This is a genomic window from Pusillimonas sp. NJUB218 (assembly GCF_003788685.1).
Classification (GTDB): Bacteria; Pseudomonadota; Gammaproteobacteria; order Burkholderiales; family Burkholderiaceae_B; genus Neopusillimonas.
Map to the genome: position 1 here is coordinate 59,117 of NZ_NQMK01000004.1, position 18,884 is coordinate 78,000.

Annotated in this window: 15 protein-coding genes and 3 tRNA genes; 3 read left to right on the plus strand and 15 right to left on the minus strand. The window is 57.5% G+C overall.

The window, feature by feature from the left end; all coding sequences use genetic code 11:
* Positions 1-3 precede the first annotated feature (3 nt).
* The 7 genes from CHR62_RS06705 to CHR62_RS06735 form a co-directional block, all read right to left on the minus strand.
* Positions 4-933 (minus strand): amidohydrolase family protein, encoded by a 930-nt coding sequence (locus tag CHR62_RS06705; protein ID WP_093969327.1) that lies wholly within the window; start codon positions 931-933, stop codon positions 4-6.
* An 11-nt stretch (positions 934-944) separates the two neighbouring features.
* Complete coding sequence (locus CHR62_RS06710; RefSeq protein WP_123660434.1) at positions 945-2,816, minus strand: feruloyl-CoA synthase; 1,872 nt, start codon at positions 2,814-2,816, stop codon at positions 945-947.
* A 20-nt stretch (positions 2,817-2,836) separates the two neighbouring features.
* Positions 2,837-3,625 (minus strand): crotonase/enoyl-CoA hydratase family protein, encoded by a 789-nt coding sequence (locus CHR62_RS06715; protein WP_123660435.1) that lies wholly within the window; start codon positions 3,623-3,625, stop codon positions 2,837-2,839.
* 22 nt (positions 3,626-3,647) lie between these two features.
* Positions 3,648-4,406 (minus strand): ABC transporter ATP-binding protein, encoded by a 759-nt coding sequence (locus tag CHR62_RS06720; protein WP_123660436.1) that lies wholly within the window; start codon positions 4,404-4,406, stop codon positions 3,648-3,650.
* On the minus strand, positions 4,403-6,157 hold the full coding sequence (locus CHR62_RS06725) for an ATP-binding cassette domain-containing protein (RefSeq protein ID WP_123660437.1): 1,755 nt from the start codon (positions 6,155-6,157) through the stop codon (positions 4,403-4,405). The genes CHR62_RS06720 and CHR62_RS06725 overlap by 4 nt, the downstream gene beginning before the upstream one ends.
* A complete protein-coding gene (locus CHR62_RS06730; protein WP_093969322.1) occupies positions 6,157-7,197 on the minus strand; it encodes a branched-chain amino acid ABC transporter permease in 1,041 nt (346 codons plus the stop codon). The genes CHR62_RS06725 and CHR62_RS06730 overlap by 1 nt, the downstream gene beginning before the upstream one ends.
* An 84-nt stretch (positions 7,198-7,281) precedes the next feature.
* On the minus strand, positions 7,282-8,415 hold the full coding sequence (locus tag CHR62_RS06735) for an ABC transporter substrate-binding protein (protein WP_123660438.1): 1,134 nt from the start codon (positions 8,413-8,415) through the stop codon (positions 7,282-7,284).
* 111 nt (positions 8,416-8,526) lie between these two features.
* Between CHR62_RS06735 and CHR62_RS06740 the strand changes: the two genes are divergently transcribed.
* On the plus strand, positions 8,527-9,009 hold the full coding sequence (locus CHR62_RS06740; RefSeq protein WP_093969320.1) for a MarR family winged helix-turn-helix transcriptional regulator: 483 nt from the start codon (positions 8,527-8,529) through the stop codon (positions 9,007-9,009).
* 104 nt (positions 9,010-9,113) lie between these two features.
* On the opposite strand, the gene CHR62_RS06745 is transcribed toward CHR62_RS06740, so the two are convergent.
* From CHR62_RS06745 to CHR62_RS06755, 3 genes are all read right to left on the minus strand, one after another.
* Positions 9,114-9,190: transfer RNA gene (locus CHR62_RS06745), tRNA-Asp, on the minus strand.
* A 36-nt stretch (positions 9,191-9,226) separates the two neighbouring features.
* Positions 9,227-9,302 (minus strand) — tRNA-Glu (locus CHR62_RS06750).
* A 62-nt stretch (positions 9,303-9,364) separates the two neighbouring features.
* Positions 9,365-9,440 (minus strand) — tRNA-Ala (locus tag CHR62_RS06755).
* A gap of 379 nt (positions 9,441-9,819) precedes the next feature.
* On the opposite strand from CHR62_RS06755, the gene CHR62_RS06760 reads away from it, so the two are divergent.
* Positions 9,820-11,898 (plus strand): bifunctional diguanylate cyclase/phosphodiesterase, encoded by a 2,079-nt coding sequence (locus CHR62_RS06760; protein ID WP_158609100.1) that lies wholly within the window; start codon positions 9,820-9,822, stop codon positions 11,896-11,898.
* Here CHR62_RS06760 and lnt read toward each other — a convergent pair.
* The 5 genes from lnt to miaB form a co-directional block, all read right to left on the minus strand.
* Positions 11,869-13,587: an apolipoprotein N-acyltransferase gene (lnt, locus tag CHR62_RS06765; RefSeq protein ID WP_123660440.1), complete on the minus strand. Its 1,719-nt coding sequence runs from the start codon at positions 13,585-13,587 to the stop codon at positions 11,869-11,871. The genes CHR62_RS06760 and lnt overlap by 30 nt on opposite strands.
* A complete protein-coding gene (locus tag CHR62_RS06770) occupies positions 13,577-14,458 on the minus strand; it encodes an HlyC/CorC family transporter (RefSeq protein WP_123660441.1) in 882 nt (293 codons plus the stop codon). The genes lnt and CHR62_RS06770 overlap by 11 nt, the downstream gene beginning before the upstream one ends.
* Before the next feature lie 70 nt (positions 14,459-14,528).
* Positions 14,529-15,011 (minus strand): rRNA maturation RNase YbeY, encoded by a 483-nt coding sequence (ybeY, locus tag CHR62_RS06775; RefSeq protein ID WP_093969316.1) that lies wholly within the window; start codon positions 15,009-15,011, stop codon positions 14,529-14,531.
* Complete coding sequence (locus tag CHR62_RS06780; protein ID WP_123660442.1) at positions 14,989-16,008, minus strand: PhoH family protein; 1,020 nt, start codon at positions 16,006-16,008, stop codon at positions 14,989-14,991. Before CHR62_RS06780 ends, ybeY begins: the two co-directional genes overlap by 23 nt.
* Positions 16,005-17,387 carry a tRNA (N6-isopentenyl adenosine(37)-C2)-methylthiotransferase MiaB gene (miaB, locus tag CHR62_RS06785; RefSeq protein WP_123660443.1) on the minus strand — a complete coding sequence of 461 codons (1,383 nt, stop codon included), beginning with the start codon at positions 17,385-17,387 and terminating at the stop codon, positions 16,005-16,007. Before miaB ends, CHR62_RS06780 begins: the two co-directional genes overlap by 4 nt.
* A gap of 253 nt (positions 17,388-17,640) precedes the next feature.
* On the opposite strand from miaB, the gene CHR62_RS06790 reads away from it, so the two are divergent.
* The gene (locus CHR62_RS06790) at positions 17,641-18,873 is read left to right on the plus strand and encodes a sulfite oxidase (protein WP_093969313.1); all 1,233 of its coding nucleotides are present in this window, start codon (positions 17,641-17,643) and stop codon (positions 18,871-18,873) included.
* Positions 18,874-18,884 lie beyond the last annotated feature (11 nt).

The window sequence follows — 18,884 nt, forward strand, 5'->3', positions numbered from 1 at the left end:
TCCTTAGCAGCAGCCGTCTTGAGTAGGCGGCTTGAGGCGTGCGTAGCGGCCATAGACCGGGTCTTTGTCCAGACCCAGCAGGCGCACGGCGTTGTCACGCAAGATGAGAGGTTTGACTTCGTCGCGGATGCCGATCTTGTCGAAGTCTTCGAGCCAGCGATCGGGCGTCATGACGGGGAAGTCGGAGCCGAACAACATTTTGTCTTTCAGGATGGTGTTGGCGTATTGGATCAAAATGGGCGGGAAATACTTGGGCGACCAGCCGGACAGGTCGATGTAGACCTGAGGCTTGTGTGTGGCCACAGCCAGCGCGTTTTCTTGCCATGGGAACGAAGGGTGGGCAATGACAATCGGCATGTCAGGGAAGTCGACAGCCACATCGTCAAGGAACATTGGGTCGGAATACTTCAAGCGTACGCCGCCACCGCCACGCATGCGTGCGCCGACACCTGTTTGACCACTGTGGAAAATGGCGGGTAGTCCGGCCTCTGCAATGACTTCGTACAGGTCGTAGGCGGCGCGGTCGTTGGGGTAGAACTCTTGCGCCGAGGGGTGAAACTTGAAACCGCGAATACCATAGTCGTCGATAAGGCGACGGGCTTCGCGGGCCCCCATTTTGCCGCGCATCGGGTCGATACTGGCAAACGGAATCAACACGTCTTTGTGCTTGGCTGTTTCTTCGGCGATTTCTTCGTTCGAGATACGGACCTGACCGTTGGCCCGCTCGGTGTCGACCGTGAAAATGACCGCCATCATGTTGCGTTCACGGTAGTAGGCTGCCGTTTCTTCGATGGTGGGGCGGGGCATTTTTTCTTTGAAGTACTCGGCCATGGCCTTGTCGAAGGCAATGGCCACTTCGTCGGGCGGGTTGCGGGTCGAGACTGTTGCGTGGATGTGGATATCGATCGCAACGAGGGGCTTCTGCTCGGTCATACAGCGTCCTTTCAGGCAGTTACAGAATGGGGTTGAGCCAGCATGACTTGGTCGTCGTCAGGCTGTGTAGCATAAAGTTTTTCGACCAGCGCAGCGCGGGTTTTAAGCATGGTGCGCTGGTTGATCGACCCTTTGTCGGTCATTTCGCCCAGCTCCATGAGGGCTGGGTCGCGCAGCAGCAGTGCTCGCACAACGCGGTTCGAGCTGCCGGTACCTTGTGCGGCAAGCTGGTTTAGCAAGTGTTGGGCCCAGGCCTTGACGTCGGGGTTGTCGGCAATTTCGGCCAGTGGCGCACCCTCGGCCAAGTTTGGCGACAGCGCCGAGGCGGTGGGCAGCAACAAAATCATCATGCCCAACTCGTCGCGGTCGTGGCCGGTAATGACGGCGTCGTGAATATAGGGCGCACCGGCGGCGATGATTTGCGAGCGCATGGCCCCGACGTTGACCCAGGTACCGCTGATCAGCTTGAAGTCTTCGGCAATACGGCCATTGAAACGCAGGCCGGCGCTGGGGTTGCTGTCGTCGATCATGATGGCGGCATCGCCGCTGCAGAAAAAGCCTTCGTCATCGAAGCTTTCGGCGGTCAGGTCGGGCTGACGCCAGTAACCCGGGGTAATGTTGGGACCGCGGTAACGGACTTCGGTTTTGTCGCCGCAAGGGGTCAGTTTGACGTCGCACCCCGGTGCCGGAATGCCAATGACGCCGGCCTGCCAGTTGGGCACGTGCGCCGAAATGGCAAACGGTGCGCTTTCGGTCATGCCCAGACCTGTGGTCATGGGTATGCGCGCCCCGACGGTTTGAATGGCCAACTCGTCGATGGTTTTCTTCAGCGGCGCGGGCAGGGCGGCGCCGCACGGGAAGATCAGGCGCATTTTGCGGAAGAAGCACTCGCGCAGCACCGGATCGCGTTTCATTTCGTGGGCCAGTACTTCAAGCCCTTTGGGCACCGAGTAATACATGGTTGACGGCACTTCGCGCAGGTTGCGCAGCGTTTCGACCATGCCGTCAGGCGTAGGCTTGCCTTCGTCGATATACATCGTGCCGCCGTTGTAAATGACGACGCCGATGTTGTTGTTGCCGGCGGCCGTGTGGTGCCAGGGCATCCAGTCGACCAGTACCGGGACTTCTTCGCGCAGGAAGGGGTAGCACTGCAGCAGCATTTGCTGGTTGCTGGTGACCATGCGCTGGGTGTTGATAACCGCTTTGGGCAGCTTGGTCGATCCTGAGGTAAACAGAAATTTGGCGATGGTGTCGCCGGTGATGGCCTGATGCGCGGCGTCGACCTGATCGGTGACGTCGGTGGCCTCAAGCGCGCTGAACGGTGTGCATTTGCGGCCTTCGATGCTGCCTTCAACAAAAATCAGTTCGACGTCTTCGGGGATGGCGATTTTAATGGCGTGTTCGTAGCGGGCGGCATCGTAGGCGAAAACTGCGCCGGGCGTGAGCAGATCGGCAGCATGTCGGACGCGCTCGGCGCTTTTCGACAGCAGCGAATAGGCGGGTGAAATGGGCGCGAACGGAATGCCAACGTGTTGTGCGGCCAACGCCAGCAGGCCGTGCTCGATGCTGTTTTCGGACAAGATCATGAGCGGTCGTTCGGCGCTCAGGCCCCGGTTGATCAAGGCCTGACCCAGATGCTGCATACGTTTTACAGCGTCTTTGTACGTTAAATGGCGCCATTGGCCCTGCTTGTCGCGCTGCGCCAGCAATGTGGCGTCGGGGCGCTCGGCGGCCCAGTGCAATAAAGGTTCGGTGTAGCAGCGCGGGTAATCTTGCAGCGGGTCGGTGCTGCGCATGATCATGCTGCCGTCAGGGCGCTGTTCGAGACTGGCGTCGTGGGGCCCCAACGAAAGGGCGCGAAATGCTGCGTTATCTGTGGTCATGGTTTGTCTCCTCGTCCTGCTTAACCCAGGCTGACTTTGGCGGCGCGTTTCTCAAGAAAGGCATTGACGCGCTCTTTGGCCTCGGGGGCCCCTTGCGTGATCGAGGCCATCAGGGCCTCGGTGAACAGTCCATGCGACATGGGTTGCTCGGCAATAAGGGGTAAAGCATTCATGATAGCGAAATTTGACAGCGGTGCGTTGCTGGCTATTTTGCGGGCAAGTTCGCGCGCCTTTTCCATGGCCTGGCCCTGGGGGGTGACGTAGTGAGTCAGGTTAATGGCCAGACCTTCTTTGGCGTCGAGCACGTGTCCGGTCAACATCATTTCGGTGACGCGTGAAAAGCCGATGAGCTTGGAGACACGTACGGACCCGCCGCCGCCCAGGAAAATACCGCGCTGTCCCTCGGGCAAGCCAAAGTAGGTGGTGTCGTCAGCGACGCGAACGTGGGCGGCTGAAGCCAGTTCCAGCCCTCCGCCCACGACGGCACCCTGCATGACGCAAATCACTGGGAATCGGCCAAACTGGATCTTTGAAAAGGCGTCGTACCATTTGAAAGAATGCTGAACGCCTTCTGCGGTTGTGGTTTCAGAAAGCTCCGACAGATCAAGGCCGGCGCAAAAATGCACCCCTTCGCCTGCCAGAATGGCGACCCGAATGGAGTCGGGCAGGCTTTCGAACGCTTGACGCAGTTGTTCGACAACGCGCAGGCTCAGGGCATTGCGTTTCTCCGGACGGTTCAGGGTTAGGGTGGCGATCTCGTCTTCGATCTGGACTTTGACCAGGACTTCGGGGTTAGTATTTTGAGTCATGAGGTTTTCCTTTAAATGAGTTTTACGCCGTGGCCGACGTGGCATTCTTCGAGGCGGATATGCCCAGGTAGCTTTCGGCGATTTTCGGATTGTTGGCTAATTCGTTGGCATTGCCTTCTAGCACAATGCGCCCGTTCTCAAGTACGTAGCCGTAATTGGCCAGTCGCAATGCGGCGCGGGCATTTTGTTCGATCAGCAGGGTTGAAACACCGTGTTCGCGCAGGCTGCCGACCACTTCCAGCACCTCTTTGACGATTCGCGGTGCCAGGCCCAGGCTGGGTTCGTCGAGCATGAGCAACCGGGGCTTGCCCATAAGCGCGCGCCCGACGGCCAGCATCTGGCGCTCGCCGCCCGAAAGCGTACCGGCCAGTTGGCTGGCACGTTCGCTAAGCCGGGGAAATAGCGAAAATACCCAGTCGAGCTGATCCATGGGTTGGCTTTCGCGTGCGCGGTAACGCCGGAAGCTGCCTAGTTTCAGATTGTCGAGTACGGTCATGTCGGCAAACAGCGCGCGCTGTTCAGGCACCAGTGACATCCCGCCCATGACGCGCGCCTCAACGTTTTTGCGCGCCAGCGACTGGCCTTCGAAATGGACGTCTCCGGTGCTGCGAATGACGCCCATGATGGCGTTGAGCAAGGTGGACTTGCCGGCCCCGTTGGGGCCGATGACCGTGACGATGCTGCCATGGGACACCTTGAGCGAGACGCCGTGCAGTGCCGTGACTTTGCCGTAACCGGCATTGAAGTTGCTGACTTCAAGAATGGGCGTCGTTGTGTTCATTCGACACCTCCCAGATAGGCTTCGAGTACGGCGGGGTTGGTTTGTATCGTAGCTGGCGGGCCTTCGGCAATTTTTTGCCCAAACACCATGACCACGATGTGGTCGGTTAACTGCATCACAAACTCCATGTCGTGCTCGACGATCAGTATGCCCATGCCTTCGTCACGCAGGCTGGATAGCAGTTTGGCCAGCGCTTCTTTTTCGAAGGCGCGCAGACCCGCCGCCGGCTCATCAAGGAGCAACAACACCGGGTCGCAACACAGGGCCCGTGCAATTTCAAGCAAGCGTTGCTGGCCCAGTGCCAGGCTGCCGGCTTCGGTGTACATATGCGCTTCCAGGCCGACACGCTTCAAGGCATGAGCAGCCTCTTGCAGAATGGAGGCTTCGGTACGTCGATCGGTGTGCAAGGTTGCCGACACTACACCGACATTGGCACGCAGATGGGCGCCCAGGGCGACGTTGTCGAGCACCGTCATGTTGGGAATCAGCTTGACGTGTTGAAACGTGCGAGCAACGCCCATGGCGGCAATTTCGCGCGAGGTTTGCGCTTCGATACGCTGCCCCATGAACGATACGGTACCTTCGTTGGCGTGCAGCAGGCCGGTGACGAGGTTGAAGGTTGTTGACTTGCCCGCCCCATTGGGGCCGATCAGACCAACGACTTCGCCGGCTTTAACCTGGAAGCTGACGTTGTCGACGGCGACCAGGCCGCCAAATTTTTTACGCACCCCTTGAACGTCGAGCAGCGGCGTGCCTTTGGCTGTGGGCGCCCGACGTGGCAGGGTGGGGGCTTTGGCCAGCGGGGGCGGTGTCTTGCGTGGCAGCAGGCGGGTAAACCAGGGCCACATGCCGTCGGGGGCAAAGCGAAGTAACAAGATCAGGATCAGACCAAAAACCAGCCATTCGAAATTACCGGCGGTGCCGAACAGGGCGGGCATAAGGACTTGTAGTTGGTCTTGCAACAACTTGACCACACCGGCGCCCAGTATGGCGCCCCACACGCTGCCAATCCCGCCAACGACCAGCATGATGACGTATTCAAGGCTGAAGGTCAGCCCAAAGGGCGTGGGGTTGATGGCGCGTTGCAGGTGAGCAAACAACCAGCCCGACACGGACGCAAACAGGGCCGCAATGACGAAAATAGTGATTTTCATGCGGGCAGTGTTGACGCCCATGGACTCGGCCATTTGCACGCCGCCTTTTAAGGCGCGGATGGCGCGCCCCGGGCGGGAGTTCAGCAGGTTGAGCATGGCCCAGCAGCCGATACCCAGGCACGCCCAGATCAGCCAGTACATGGCACGCCCGTTGTCCAGATCGACGCCAAACAAGGCGATGGAAGGCAAGTTGGCAATGCCATCGTACTTGCCCAGCCCTTCGACGCTGCCGAACAGGTAATACAGCGCAATGCTCCAGGCGATGGTAGCCAGTGGCAGATAATGGCCGGACATGCGTAAGGTAATGGCGCCAATAATGTAGGCGCTGCCCCCGGTAATCAGCAAGCCGGCGATCAGCGTAACCCAGGGCGACAACCCATACTGGGTCGAGAGTACCGCGGTTGCGTACGCCCCGATACCTACAAAGGCCGCCTGGCCAAACGACGTGAGGCCGCCAATGCCGGTAAGCAAGACCAGTCCAACAACGACCAGGGCATACAGGCCAATATAGTTCGCTTGCGTGATCCAGAAGTCGGGGACGGGCAGGAAGGGCACACTGGCAATAAGCAGCCAGATCAACAGAGTAAGGCGGTTCATTAGTGATCCTCCTCGTGAGTACCGCTGCGTAGTGACAACCACAGCAGCACGGGGACGACCAGCAGGAAAACAACAGCTTCTTTATAAGCACTGGCCTTGAACGACGAAAAAGACTCGACGATGCCTATGCCCAGTGCGCCGACCAGCGTCATGGGATAGCTGACCAGCCCCCCAAAAATCGAAGCGACGAACCCCTTTAGGCCAATGAGCAGGCCTGAGTCGTAGTAGATGGTGACGATGGGGGCGATGAGCATGCCGCACAGCGCACCGATAAAGGCGGCAATGGTGAAGGACAGCTTGCCCGAAAACGAGACTGAAATGGCCAGTAACCGCGCACCGACGTTATTTGAGGCCGCGGCACGCAGCGCCTTGCCCCACAGGGTGCGGCTGAACACAACCGCTAGTGCGATGATCAGTAAGGTCGCGACGGCCACGACGATGACGTTTTGGCCGTTCATGCGCAGCCAGCCCAGGCTGATCGAGCCATCCCAGAATACCGGCGTACGATAGCCTTCGACGCCGAAGAAAATAAGAGAAAAGCTGACCAGAACAAAGTGGATGCCAACCGAGACAATCAGCAGCACCAGGATGCTGGCGTTGGCCATGGGTTGATACACCAGGCGGTAAATAAGCGGACCCAGGGCGGTCACAATGATCAGCGCAATCAGGCACTGAAAGAAGAAGGGCAATTGGCTGGATGCCGCCCATACGGTAAGCGCTGCCAGTGCTAACGGGGCAACCACGTGCGACAGTGCAATCCGCCCGATCTGGCGGTAGTCGCGGTCGCGATGTGCTTCGAGGGCGTCGAACAGGCCGGCCAGCAAGGCCATGCCAACCAGCAGCCACACCGTGCCGGGCACTTTGCCGGTGTTAAGCCACGCTAAAGACAACGCGCCATAGACGACGAATTCGCCTTGCGCAAAAAACATGACGCGCGAAACGGCAAAGACCAGGACCAGCGCCATACCGAGCAGCGCATAGATAGCGCCCGTCGTGATGCCGTCCTGAATCAGAATTGCGCTGATTTGGAAGGAGTTCATGGTGATACCAGGGAGGATGTTGCTGAAATACCCCGCACAACACCATGTGTTGCGCGGGGTTAGAAGAAGCGCAGACCTCGGGTTTTAGTTGGACAGCTTCCAGTCGTTGCCATTGGGTGTGATGATCACCCGTGCGTCGGGCCCAAAGCCCCAATGGTCTTGAGGGGTGTACTTGAGCATGCCTTTGGTAGTGGCAATTTCGCCATAGTTTTCGAGTGCGTCGCGCAGCGCCGTGCGGAATTCTGGCGTGCCGGGCTTGGCGGTTTTTAGCGCGACAGGTACAACTTTTTCCAGGATCAGGGCGAAGTCGTAAACGTGAGCAGCAAACTGGGTGCGGGTGCCGGCACCGAACTTGTCTTCGTAGGTTTTCACGAACTTAACGGCGTTGGCCTTGCCGGGGTGGCTGTCGGGCAATTGCTCGGCGACTTGTTCGGGACCGGAGCTGACCAGAGCGCCCTGGGCGTCTTTGCTGGCAAGACGCAGGAAGTCGGGCGAGACGGACGCTGCGGTGTGATAGATTTTGCCTTGGTAGCCGCGTTCTTTCAGTGCTTTTTGGGGCAGTGCAGCACCGCCGCCTACGGCAACTACCACGACCGCATCGGGGTTGCCCGCGACGACGCTCAGGGCCTGGCCGGCCACGCTGTTATCAGCGCGTGTGAAACGTTCGATGGTGGTTAGTTTGATACCAGCGGCCTCTGCCTTTGCTTTAAAGGCTTGCAGATACGATTCGCCATAGGCATCAGACAGCCCCAGGAACGCAAGGGTCTTGACTCCGTTGGCTTTCATGTGTTCGAGCAAGCCGTCGGTGTAGTATTTGGCGTGCATCACGACGCGGAATGTCCAGTAGTCCTTGCCTTCGGGTAGTTCGGCGGGCGCGGGCGACAACTGGGGTACTTTCGCCTCGTTGGCCACTTGAGCCAGTGCAATGGTGGCCGGTGTATTGGCCGCGCCCACCATCAGGTCAACCTTGTCTTCTACAAAGCGCCAGCCGTTCTTGGTGGCCGAGGTCGGGTCGCCGGCATCGTCCAAAATGGTCACCACGAGTTTTTCGCCGGCAATTTCAGCCGGCCATAGCGTGGTGGCATTACGTACAGGTACGCCCAACGATGCGCCGGGGCCCGTCAGCGATGTGCTGACACCGATATTGATGTCGGCCAAGGCGGCCTGCGACAAAAATGCCGAGGCAAGGGCAACCGCGACTGCGCTTTTGAGTTTCATGGTTTGTCTCCTGGTGCTGTTTTTATGTGGGTAAAGCGGTATATTGTTAATGCGGTTAACAATGAACTTATGTTATATATTTGACGAAATCTCTTCTATAAGTGCAAACCCTTGGTTAACGACAATATCTCCAATGACGGCGCGCCAACGACCGAACTCGATCCGCCGCTCACGTACGTTGATTTGCAACGCGATTCGCTGGGCTATGCCATCAAGCGGGCGCAAGTACGTTCTTACGAAGTGCTGTTCCGGGTGCTCGGTCCAGACTCCCTTACACCCGGCCGCATGACGGCGCTAAGTATTGTGGCCACACAGCAGGGCATTAACCAAACGGTGCTGGCCGAAATGCTGGGTATTACCCGTGCGGGTGTGGTGAAAGTGATCGACTCGCTGGAGTCGTTGGGCTATGTCGAGCGACAGGCCATACCCGAAGACCGACGCAGTTATGCGCTGGCAGTCACGCCAGCAGGGTATGCCGAGTTGAGTCGCCTGAATACGCTGACGCGTGGCTACGAGAAAATGATTGCTTCGAAGCTGACGGCGAATGAGCGCAGGTTGTTGATGACGTTGCTGGATAAGGTGGCGACCGATTAGTCGCTGGCGCGGAACGCTCGAAATCGACCAGCCCCAGGTTGGTCGAAAACGCTTCGCGCAAACAAAAAGCCCTGCATTTTTCAATGCAGGGCTTTGGAATTTTTTGGCGGAGCGGACGGGACTCGAACCCGCGACCCCCGGCGTGACAGGCCGGTATTCTAACCAACTGAACTACCGCTCCGCAGCGGTTTGGTGTCTAACCAATGCCAAAAAATTTTGGCGTCCCCTAGGGGATTCGAACCCCTGTACTCACCGTGAAAGGGTGATGTCCTAGGCCTCTAGACGAAGGGGACAGGACGTTTTTAGCGTTGCGCAGTATAACATAAAATTTTACTACGCGTTCTTTGCGGGTTTTTGGTGGAGGTAAGCGGGATCGAACCGCTGACCTCTTGCATGCCATGCAAGCGCTCTCCCAGCTGAGCTATACCCCCTAAAACCGGTCAGTACTTTGTTTAACTTTCGTTAGAACTTGGTGCTGTCCTGCAAAGAAGTGAAATTATGCACGAGTTTTTTTTGTTGTGCAAGTCGATTCGCTAAAATTTTTTAAAAAAGCGTTATTTTTTTCGTCGAGGCCAATATTTTTGGCTCCGTCTGAGAGAAACCTCTGTTTCGAGAGCGGCGGATCTTTATGGCGCTAAGTACAGCTGAGAGCGACTGGGTATCAGGGCGACGATGGTGTTGTCACGGTGGTTTTGCTTGGGGCGGGAATTTGTTTGCATATGCGTTGATCAATGACAAGCGAATGAATCATTACTCCTTCATAATTAAGGGTTAATCTTTCTGTTTCTCCTGGTTATGTCAGAGCTACTTATGCAGGTGCCCCCCACGTGTACCGACCCGCTGTCTGAAGAAGGCTCCCTTTTCAAAGGGCTGGCCGAAAATGCCATGGTGGGCGTTTACGTTGTTTATCAGGGTCGGTTTTTATACGTCAATGCCAAGTTGCTCGATATGTTGGGGTATGCGCGTGCCGAAATGGTGCAGCGTATGTCGTTGTTCGATATCGTGGCCCACGACGAAAAGCACTTGGTCGAGGCCCACCTGAAGCGGACGATGTTGGGCGATATCTCGCAGTTTCACTACGAGCGCAAGGCACTGAAAAAAGACGGCTCTTTTATTGACGTCGAGGTGTATTGTTCGCGCATGGTGTTTGGCGGGCAGGTGGCATTGGTCGGTTTGATGCTTGACATCACTCAGCGCAAGGCAGATGCCGAATCGGCGCATCTGGCGTCGTTGGTGTACAAGCACAGCAGCGAAGCCATGGTCATTACCGACTCTAATGGCGTCATCATTACGGTTAATCCGTCGTTTACCGACATCACCGGGTACTCCCTCGACGAGGTCTTGGGGCAACGGCTCAATATTCTTAGTTCCGGTCGTCACCCCGAAACCTTCTACCGCGAGATGTGGGGGCACTTGGCTAAAACCGGCAAGTGGCGGGGGGAGATCTGGAATCGCCGTAAAAATGGCGAAGAATACGCTGAAAGTCTGGTGATCAATACGTCTTACAACGACGATGGTTCGGTACGGTGTCGTATCGGTGTTTTTTCCGATATCACCACCAAAAAAGAGAACGAGCAGTTCATTTGGCGCCAGGCTAATTACGATTTCCTTACGGGGTTGCCTAATCGCAAGCTGCTCGAAGACCGTCTGGCCATCGAGTTGGCCCGGGCGAATCGTTCAAAAACAGAGGTCGCACTTATTTTCCTTGACCTGGATTTTTTCAAAGAGGTCAACGATAGTATGGGGCATGCCATGGGCGACGAGCTTTTGCGGCAGGTAGCCCGTCGGCTGACGCAGTGTGTGCGGGAAGCCGATACAGTCGCGCGTTTGGGCGGGGACGAGTTCGTCATTATTACCGGTGGCCTGACCGACCGCGCGGTAGTGCGCCGTATTTGCGAGCAGGTGCTGCAGTCGCTGGCCAAGCCCTATCGCCTGAAAGACCAGTTGGCGTATGTGTCGGCCAGTGTGGGGGTGGCTTTTTACCCTGGCGATTCAAAAGACCAGGAACAACTGATGCAGCATGCCGATCTGGCGATGTACGCAGCCAAAGATGCGGGCAGAAGCCAATTTCGTTTCTATGACGTCAAGATGCGCGAAGCAGTGCGCGAACGTTGGCAGTTGTCGCGAGATCTGCTTGGCGCGCTTGAAACAGGGCAGTTCGAACTGCATTATCAGCCGGTTATTGACTTGGCGACGGGTCGCATTGCGAAAGCCGAGGCGCTTATTCGCTGGCGTCACCCCGATCGCGGCTTTGTCAGTCCGGCCCAGTTCATCCCGTTTGCCGAAGACAACGGAATCATTATTGGCATTGGCAACTGGGTGTTCGACGAGGCGACTCGCCAGTTGGTTGCCTGGCGCAATCTGGGGTTCGAGGACTTCAATGTGGGCATCAACGTATCGCCCGTACAGTTGCGTGGCGAAGGGCTCGATCACCGTCAATGGTTGCAGCGTCTACAAGACCTGGGCTTGCCGCCTGGCCAGTTGGTGGTTGAGCTTACCGAAAGGGTGCTGATGGACGTAGCACCCATTGTTACCGAAAAGCTTCTGGCGTTTCGCGATGCTGGGGTTCAGGTTGCGCTCGATGACTTCGGTACCGGCTATTCGTCGCTGTCATACCTTAAAAAATTCGACATCGATTACCTGAAGATCGATCAGTCATTTGTGCGCAACTTGGCCGAAGGTTCTGAAGATATGGCGTTGTGCGAGGCCATGATCATGATGGCCCATAAATTAGGCCTGCAGGTGATTGCCGAAGGTGTCGAGATGGCTCATCAGCGCGATTTGCTTAAAGGCATCGGTTGCGATTTTGCCCAGGGGTATCTGTTTTCTAAACCCGTACCTGCCGCCGCATTCACCGAACTACTGAGTTCTGGCCTTGCGAGCAATTAATGCGGCGGTAGCCAGGCTCAAGAGTGCCAGCAGCAGGGCCGGAATGTTGCCCCAGCGTACATAGGGCGTTAGGCCCTGAGTACCCTGCACCTCAACATCAAGTACGCCAGGTTGTAGTGGTGTCAATACGGCCCTGACCTTGCCGTCAGGGTCGATAGCTGCAGTCATGCCGGTGTTGGTGGCGCGCAGCATGGGGCGCGCCGTTTCAAGTGCCCGCATACGGGCAATTTGAAGGTGCTGCTGCAATGCCCACGACTGGCCAAACCACGCCAGGTTGCTGACATTGACCAGTAAACTGGCGCCCGGGTCGGTGCCGTTGATCGATCGTACGCCTTCGATAATTTCTTCGCCGAACACGTCTTCGTAGCAGATGTTGGGCGCAATACGTTGCCCCGCAAGACTGAACGAGGATTGTCGGGTTTGGCCCCGGTTGAAGTCGCCCAACGGAATATTCAAGGCGTCGACAAACCAGCGGAAGCCGGGTGGGATGAACTCGCCGAACGGCACCAGATGATGCTTGTCATAACGATAGCTTGCCGTGCCCGCCTGCAGGCTGGCCAGCGGTGTCGAGCCGTTGAATGCAATGACGCTATTCGTGTAACGATCTTCACCATTGTTGGTGTGTAGCGGAATCCCCATTAACAGTGTGGCTTGTCGAGCGTTGGCGACGTCAAGCCAGCGCTGCCAGGTTTGTGGCGCGATGCGGTTCTGAAACAAGGGTATGACCGTTTCGGGCAAGATAATCAGGGCTGGGTTGGCACCGGCTTCTTTTGGGGGCAGGCCCGCCAGTTGAAGGTAGGTGTCTATACCTTGCTGCAAATGATTCGGATCAAACTTAAGCGATTGCTCGATATTGCCTTGCACCAGCCTGACCAGCATGGGGTTGCCCAACGGTTGCCACCAGCGGATTTGCGCCAGGCCAAGGCCTCCGATGACCAGCCCGATGGCGCAAACGACCGTCATGGCCGCCGGCGATTCGCTGGGCGATTTTTGGGCTTGCATCAGTAAGGCGATGGCTCCTGCAGTAAATGCTGCGACCCAGGCTACGCCGTAAACGCCAAGTACCGACGCCCAGCCACTAAATGGGCCATCGGCGTGGGCGTAGCCGATGTTCATCCAGGGGAAACCGGTGAACAAGGTGCCACGCAGCCATTCGGCGAGCATCCAGAGCGAGGCCCAGGTGGTTGCTGTTAGCAGGAACGTCGAAAAGCCGGCGGGGGCCGCAAGCGCGGGCGCTTCGGCTTGTTGTGGCGCTGCGGCGTCGGGCTTGGCGATGACCGTGTTTATGCGCGGTGCCGCCAAGCGTGCAAGAAACGGACGGCAAAATTTATAGGTAAGGCCAGTGACCAGCGCAACGAATACCGCCTTGCCGGCGGCCATTACCAAGACCGCCACTCCTGACAGCACAGGATGCAGGCCGCCATATGTATGCAGGCTGATGTAGATCCAGTAAAGCCCCAACGCGAAGTTGCCCAGGCCGAAAAGGAATCCGCTGAGGGCAGCCTGACGGACCGTGCCCGAACGCCATACCCATAATGCCAGAAAGGTAAGGGTCAGCACTTGTACATACGGCAACAGCCAGGCGGGCAGGGGGCCGTCGGAGAAACTGAAGGCATGTGCCGCGCCAATAAGTAGCGGCTGCAAGGTGCGCCGGGCGTGATTCAGCCCGGCGAAAAGGTTACTGCGCATCGGAGGGGGTCAGCAGGGAGGTTTCGTCGTGTTGGATGTTAAGCCACAGAACACGCTTGGCGTCGGCGCCTACCACGGTGATGTTCAGGCCTTCACGGTTGATGGTGTCGCCCCGGCGGGGAATATGCCCTAGTTCTGCCGTGATCCAGCCGCCCAAGGTGTCGTAGTCGTCGTTGGGCAGGGTGGTATTGAATGCCCGATTGAAGACGTCGATTTCGGTGATCCCCATGGCTCGCCAGTTGTTGCTGCCTGTCTGGAAGATGGTTTTTTCGGCCTCTTCGTCGAACTCGTCTTCGATGTCGCCGACGATCTGTTCCAGTACGTCTTCCATGGTAACCAGCCCTGCGGTACCACCGTGTTCGTTGATGACAATGGCCAGGTGGTTGCGGTTGTTGCGGAATTCGTGCAACAGTACATTAAGCCGCTTTGACTCGGGGATAAACACGGCCGGGCGCACAAGGGGGCGCAAGTCAATAGACGGGTTGGTGATGGTGAGCAACAAATCTTTAGCCAGCAAGATGCCGACAATGTTGTCGCGATCGTTCTCGTAGATTGGAAAGCGCGAGTGGCCGGTTTCGATGATTTCGGGCAAGAGCTCGGCCAACGGTTTGCTGATGTCGAGCATGTCCATTTTAGAGCGCGGCACCATGATGTCGCCCGCTGTCTGGTTGGCTACATCTAGCGCGCCGGAGATCATCGAAAACGAGTCGTCGTCGATTACGTGACGGTCGTGTGCAGTTTCGAGCAGTGCACGTATGTCTTCGCGGTTTTCGGGTTCGGGACGGATGCGTGAGACCAGTCGGCCCAGCAAGGATTTTGACGCCGGTTTACCCGGTCGGGGTTCTGTATCGGGAGGTTGTGAGTCTGACATTGTCAGGAAGACGAGTTGATCAAGCCCCTAGCATAACGGAAATTTGTGACGATTTCAGGCGGCGTGCGTCTTAGGTGTTATACGGGTCCGGGATGTTCAGGCGCGCCAGCAGCCGGGTTTCGAGGGATTCCATTTCGTGGGCTTGTGCGTCGTCGAGGTGGTCGTAACCCAGGGCGTGCAGCACGCCGTGAATGGTCAGGTGCGCGGCATGATGTAGTACGGGCTTGCCATGTTGCCGGGCCTCGTCGAGCAGCACGGGGTGGCACAACACAATGTCTGCGCGCAGCGTGCCCTCGGGGTCAATGCCGTACTCGAATGTCAGTACGTTGGTGGCATAGGCCTTGTCGCGAAACTGGTGATTGAGCTCGCGCCCTTCGTCTGCGTCGACAATCCGCAGACTGAGCTCGACGCGCTCGGCGTCGGGCTCGACCCACTGGTAGATATTGTTGAGCGCGCTTCTAACCCAGTTGCGCAAACGCCAGCGGGGTAATTCGGGTGCGTTGGTGCCGTACTGTACCGACAGGCTGAAATCAGGGTGTGGATGGCTTGTCATTGGCTTTTTCGTAGGCGTCGACGATGCGAGCGACCAGCGGGTGACGCACAACGTCGCGGCTGGTGAAGCGTGTGGTGGCAATGCCCTGCACCGATGTCAGTACATCGAGCGCATGTGTCAGGCCGCTGGGGTGCCCTTTAGGTAAATCGATTTGAGACGGGTCGCCATTGATGACGGCCTTGCTGCCAAAGCCGATACGCGTCAGGAACATTTTCATTTGTTCTGGCGTTGTGTTCTGGGCTTCGTCGAGAATGACAAACGCATGGTTCAGCGTGCGGCCGCGCATATAGGCTAGCGGGGCGATTTCGATGGTTTGCTTTTCGAACAGGCGTTGGACTTTTTCGAAACCCATCAGGTCGTAAAGGGCGTCGTAAAGGGGCCGCAGGTAAGGATCAACTTTCTGGGCCAGATCGCCTGGCAAAAAGCCCAATCGTTCGCCCGCCTCGACCGCGGGGCGGGTGAGCACCAGGCGTTGTACTGATTCTCGTTCGAGCGCGTCGATGGCACAAGCCACGGCCAGCCAGGTTTTGCCCGTACCTGCGGGGCCGACACCAAAGGTGATGTCGTGCTTGAGAATGTTGTTGAGGTATTCACGCTGGCGGGGCGTGCGCGGCCGTAGGTCGGTGCGCCGGGTACGCAAGACCAGGTCCGAGCTCAGGTCGTCGACAGGCGGGATCTCGGGTAACGGCTCGGGCGGCTCGGGTTCGGCAGGCAATTGTGTTCGGCCTGCGCCCAGTTCGACCAGACCCAATTGGATATCATCAATGGTCAAGGCTTTATGCACGGCCCGATCATGAAACCATTGAACGGCTTTGGCTGCAGTCTTGGCTTGCTCGCCTTCGACGGTGATTTGACTGCCGCGACGGCTCAAGGAGACATTCCAGCCCTCGGCAATTTGACGCAAGTTGTCGTCGAGCGGGCCGCACAGATTGGCGAGGTGCATATTGTCGCCGTCGAGGCGCAATGTTACGGCCTTGCCGCGTCGGGTTTGTGTCATGAGTGCAGTTCGCCTTTAAGCGTATTGGTGTTGGTTTGTGTGACTTTGACGTCGACCATCTGGCCAATAAGCGCCGCCGATGCGGGGAAGTTGATGATCCGGTTGTTCTCGGTGCGGCCCATCAGTTCGTTCGGGTCGCGACGCGAAGGCCGTTCGGCAAGGACGCGCTGTACTGTGCCCACCATGTCGACACTGATAGCGGCGGCATGTTCGTTGATCAGCGCCTGCAAACGGTACAAGCGCTCAAGTTTTTGTTCTTTTGTGGTGTTGTCTTCGAGGTCGGCGGCAGGCGTGCCTGGGCGACGCGAATAGATGAACGAAAACGATTGGTCGAAGCCCACGTCGCGGATGAGTTTCAGGGTTTGCTCGAAGTCTTCTTCGGTTTCACCGGGGAAGCCCACAATGAAGTCGGACGAGAGCGTCATGCCCGGACGTGCAGCCTTCAGGCGACGCACAATAGACTTGAATTCGAGACCCGTGTAGCCCCGCTTCATGGCGGCCAGGACGCGATCGCTGCCTGCCTGAACGGGCAGGTGCAAAAAGGGCACCAGCTTGGGCAGCTTGCCGTGCGCCTCGATAAGGCGGGTGGTCATCTCTTTGGGGTGCGAGGTCGTGTAGCGGATGCGCTCGATCCCGGGAATATCGTGGATGTATTCAAGCAGCATGGCGAAATCGGCGATGTCGCTTGTGTCGCCCATAGGGCCTCGGTACGCATTGACGTTCTGCCCCAGCAGCGTAATTTCTTTAACGCCCTGGTCGGCCAGGTCGGCGACTTCGGTCAGCACATCATCGAACGGACGGGAGATTTCTTCGCCGCGGGTATAGGGCACGACGCAGAAAGTGCAGTATTTGCTGCAGCCTTCCATGATGGACACAAATGCCGTCGGGCCCTCGATGCGGGCGGGCGGCAGGGCATCGAATTTTTCGATTTCGGGAAAGCTGATGTCTACCTGTGAGCGCCCGGTACGGCGACGTTGTTCGATGAGCTGTGGCAGGCGGTGCAGGGTTTGCGGCCCGAACACAACATCGACATAGGGCGCGCGATGCACGATAGCTTCGCCTTCTTGACTGGCGACACAGCCGCCTACACCGATGACCAAGTTGGGGTTTTGCTGTTTCAGATGCTGTACGCGGCCCAGGTCTGAAAAAACTTTTTCTTGTGCCTTTTCGCGCACCGAACAGGTGTTGAACAGAATGACGTCGGCTTCTTCGGGGTTTTGGGTAATCTCCAGACCGCGATCGCCGCGCAGAACGTCGGCCATTTTGTCGGAATCGTATTCGTTCATCTGGCAACCGAAGGTTTTGATGAACAGCTTGCGCGGGCCAGTGGCGCCGTCGGCTTTGGGCGGGTTAATGCGCTTGAGGGGAGTTTCTTGCATGATTTTAGCCGTGACGGGTGTTTATCCCGGGGGCATTAATAGTGGAAAACCCTTTATTTTAACGTGTACCGGATTTTTTCAGGCGATTTGGTTGACCAAACCTATGTCAGCGGCCCTGTCATTGGTTTCGCAGGGTCGTTGATGTCACCCATTGTGCCTATAATGTTCCGGATCCATCATGGAAATAAGCTAATAACACCAAGATATATTGAGCTGGTGTGAAGGTTTTCCCGATTTACACAAGGAGGTTGTCATGTCTGAACAAATCAATGTGCCGCGTCGTCGCGTTATGGCCGCAGCAGGTGCTGCGGCTGCTTGGGTGGGGGTAGGCGGTGTGGCCCGCGCTGACTCTACCGAACCGGCCTCGCAATCGAATCCCGGCCCAGTGTCGGCGGCTAAGCCGCTGCCCGACTACGCCAAATGGAAAAACGCCGATAGCCTGATCGTACATAGCGCCAACACTATTGAAACGCGCCGCGATGCGTTTGGTAGCAGTGTGGTTACCCCGCTCGACCGTCTGTTCATTCGTAATAACGTCAGTCCGCCGCCCGAGTCCATCATGGCCGACCCCGACGGCTGGACACTTGAGGTTAACGGCGTGGGTAAGCCGGCTAAATTAACCGTGGCCCAGCTTAAAACGCTGGGGCTTCAGGCGTTGCCCATGGTGTTGCAGTGTTCGGGTAATGGTCGCGCGTACTTCCAACACAAGCCCAGCGGCACGCAGTGGCAGGTTGGGGCTGCTGGTTGCGTTATCTTTACGGGTGTACCTGTGGCCGCCGTTGTCGAGGCCTTGGGTGGTGTAACCGATGGCATGGTCTACATGACGGGTACAGGCGGTGAAGAGATCCCCGCCGGGCTCGACCCCAAGACGGTGCAAGTAGAACGCTCGGTGCCGCTAGACGCCATGAAAGACGCCATCCTGGCCTGGGAAATCAACGGCGAGCCGCTGCCTTTGGCGCATGGCGGCCCATTGCGGTTGATTGTGCCCGGCTACACCGGCGTAAATAACGTCAAGTACCTGAAGCAACTGGCTTTTACCAAAGAGCAGTCCCCTGCCAGCATTCAGCAAAACAGCTATCGCATGACCGATATTGGCGTCAAAGGCGGCCCACAGTTTCCCGCCGTCTGGGAAATGCCGCCCAAGTCCTGGGTTACATTGCCTTCCGACCCTGCTAAGCCCATTAAGGCCGGTAAAGTTGTCATTACGGGTTTGGCCATGGGTGGTATCGATGCAGCCACCAAAATCGAGGTTTCGGTTAACGGCGGTAAAGACTGGCAAGAGGCACGGTTTGTCGGCCCCGACCTGGGTAAGTATGCTTGGCGGCAGTTTGCCCTGACAGCAGACTTAAAACCCGGCAGCTACAATATTGCCAGCCGCACCACCAACGCCAAGGGCGAAACGCAACCAGCCGACCGTGTTGAGAACAATCGTGGCTACAACAACAACAGCTGGCGTGACCATATGGTCGCCATCAAGGTCGTTTAATAAGGAAACAC

Bases quoted from the DNA above. Each gene is read 5' to 3' on its own strand.
- CHR62_RS06790 (WP_093969313.1), top strand. From the start codon at position 17,641: ATGTCTGAACAAATCAATGTGCCGCGTCGTCGCGTTATGGCCGCAGCA.
- ybeY (WP_093969316.1), bottom strand. From the start codon at position 15,011: ATGACAAGCCATCCACACCCTGATTTCAGCCTGTCGGTACAGTACGGC.
- CHR62_RS06780 (WP_123660442.1), bottom strand. From the start codon at position 16,008: ATGACACAAACCCGACGCGGCAAGGCCGTAACATTGCGCCTCGACGGC.
- miaB (WP_123660443.1), bottom strand. From the start codon at position 17,387: ATGCAAGAAACTCCCCTCAAGCGCATTAACCCGCCCAAAGCCGACGGC.
- CHR62_RS06710 (WP_123660434.1), bottom strand. From the start codon at position 2,816: ATGACCACAGATAACGCAGCATTTCGCGCCCTTTCGTTGGGGCCCCAC.
- CHR62_RS06735 (WP_123660438.1), bottom strand. From the start codon at position 8,415: ATGAAACTCAAAAGCGCAGTCGCGGTTGCCCTTGCCTCGGCATTTTTG.
- CHR62_RS06720 (WP_123660436.1), bottom strand. From the start codon at position 4,406: ATGAACACAACGACGCCCATTCTTGAAGTCAGCAACTTCAATGCCGGT.
- CHR62_RS06770 (WP_123660441.1), bottom strand. From the start codon at position 14,458: ATGTCAGACTCACAACCTCCCGATACAGAACCCCGACCGGGTAAACCG.
- CHR62_RS06725 (WP_123660437.1), bottom strand. From the start codon at position 6,157: ATGAACCGCCTTACTCTGTTGATCTGGCTGCTTATTGCCAGTGTGCCC.
- CHR62_RS06715 (WP_123660435.1), bottom strand. From the start codon at position 3,625: ATGACTCAAAATACTAACCCCGAAGTCCTGGTCAAAGTCCAGATCGAA.
- lnt (WP_123660440.1), bottom strand. From the start codon at position 13,587: ATGCGCAGTAACCTTTTCGCCGGGCTGAATCACGCCCGGCGCACCTTG.
- CHR62_RS06760 (WP_158609100.1), top strand. From the start codon at position 9,820: ATGCAGGTGCCCCCCACGTGTACCGACCCGCTGTCTGAAGAAGGCTCC.
- CHR62_RS06730 (WP_093969322.1), bottom strand. From the start codon at position 7,197: ATGAACTCCTTCCAAATCAGCGCAATTCTGATTCAGGACGGCATCACG.
- CHR62_RS06705 (WP_093969327.1), bottom strand. From the start codon at position 933: ATGACCGAGCAGAAGCCCCTCGTTGCGATCGATATCCACATCCACGCA.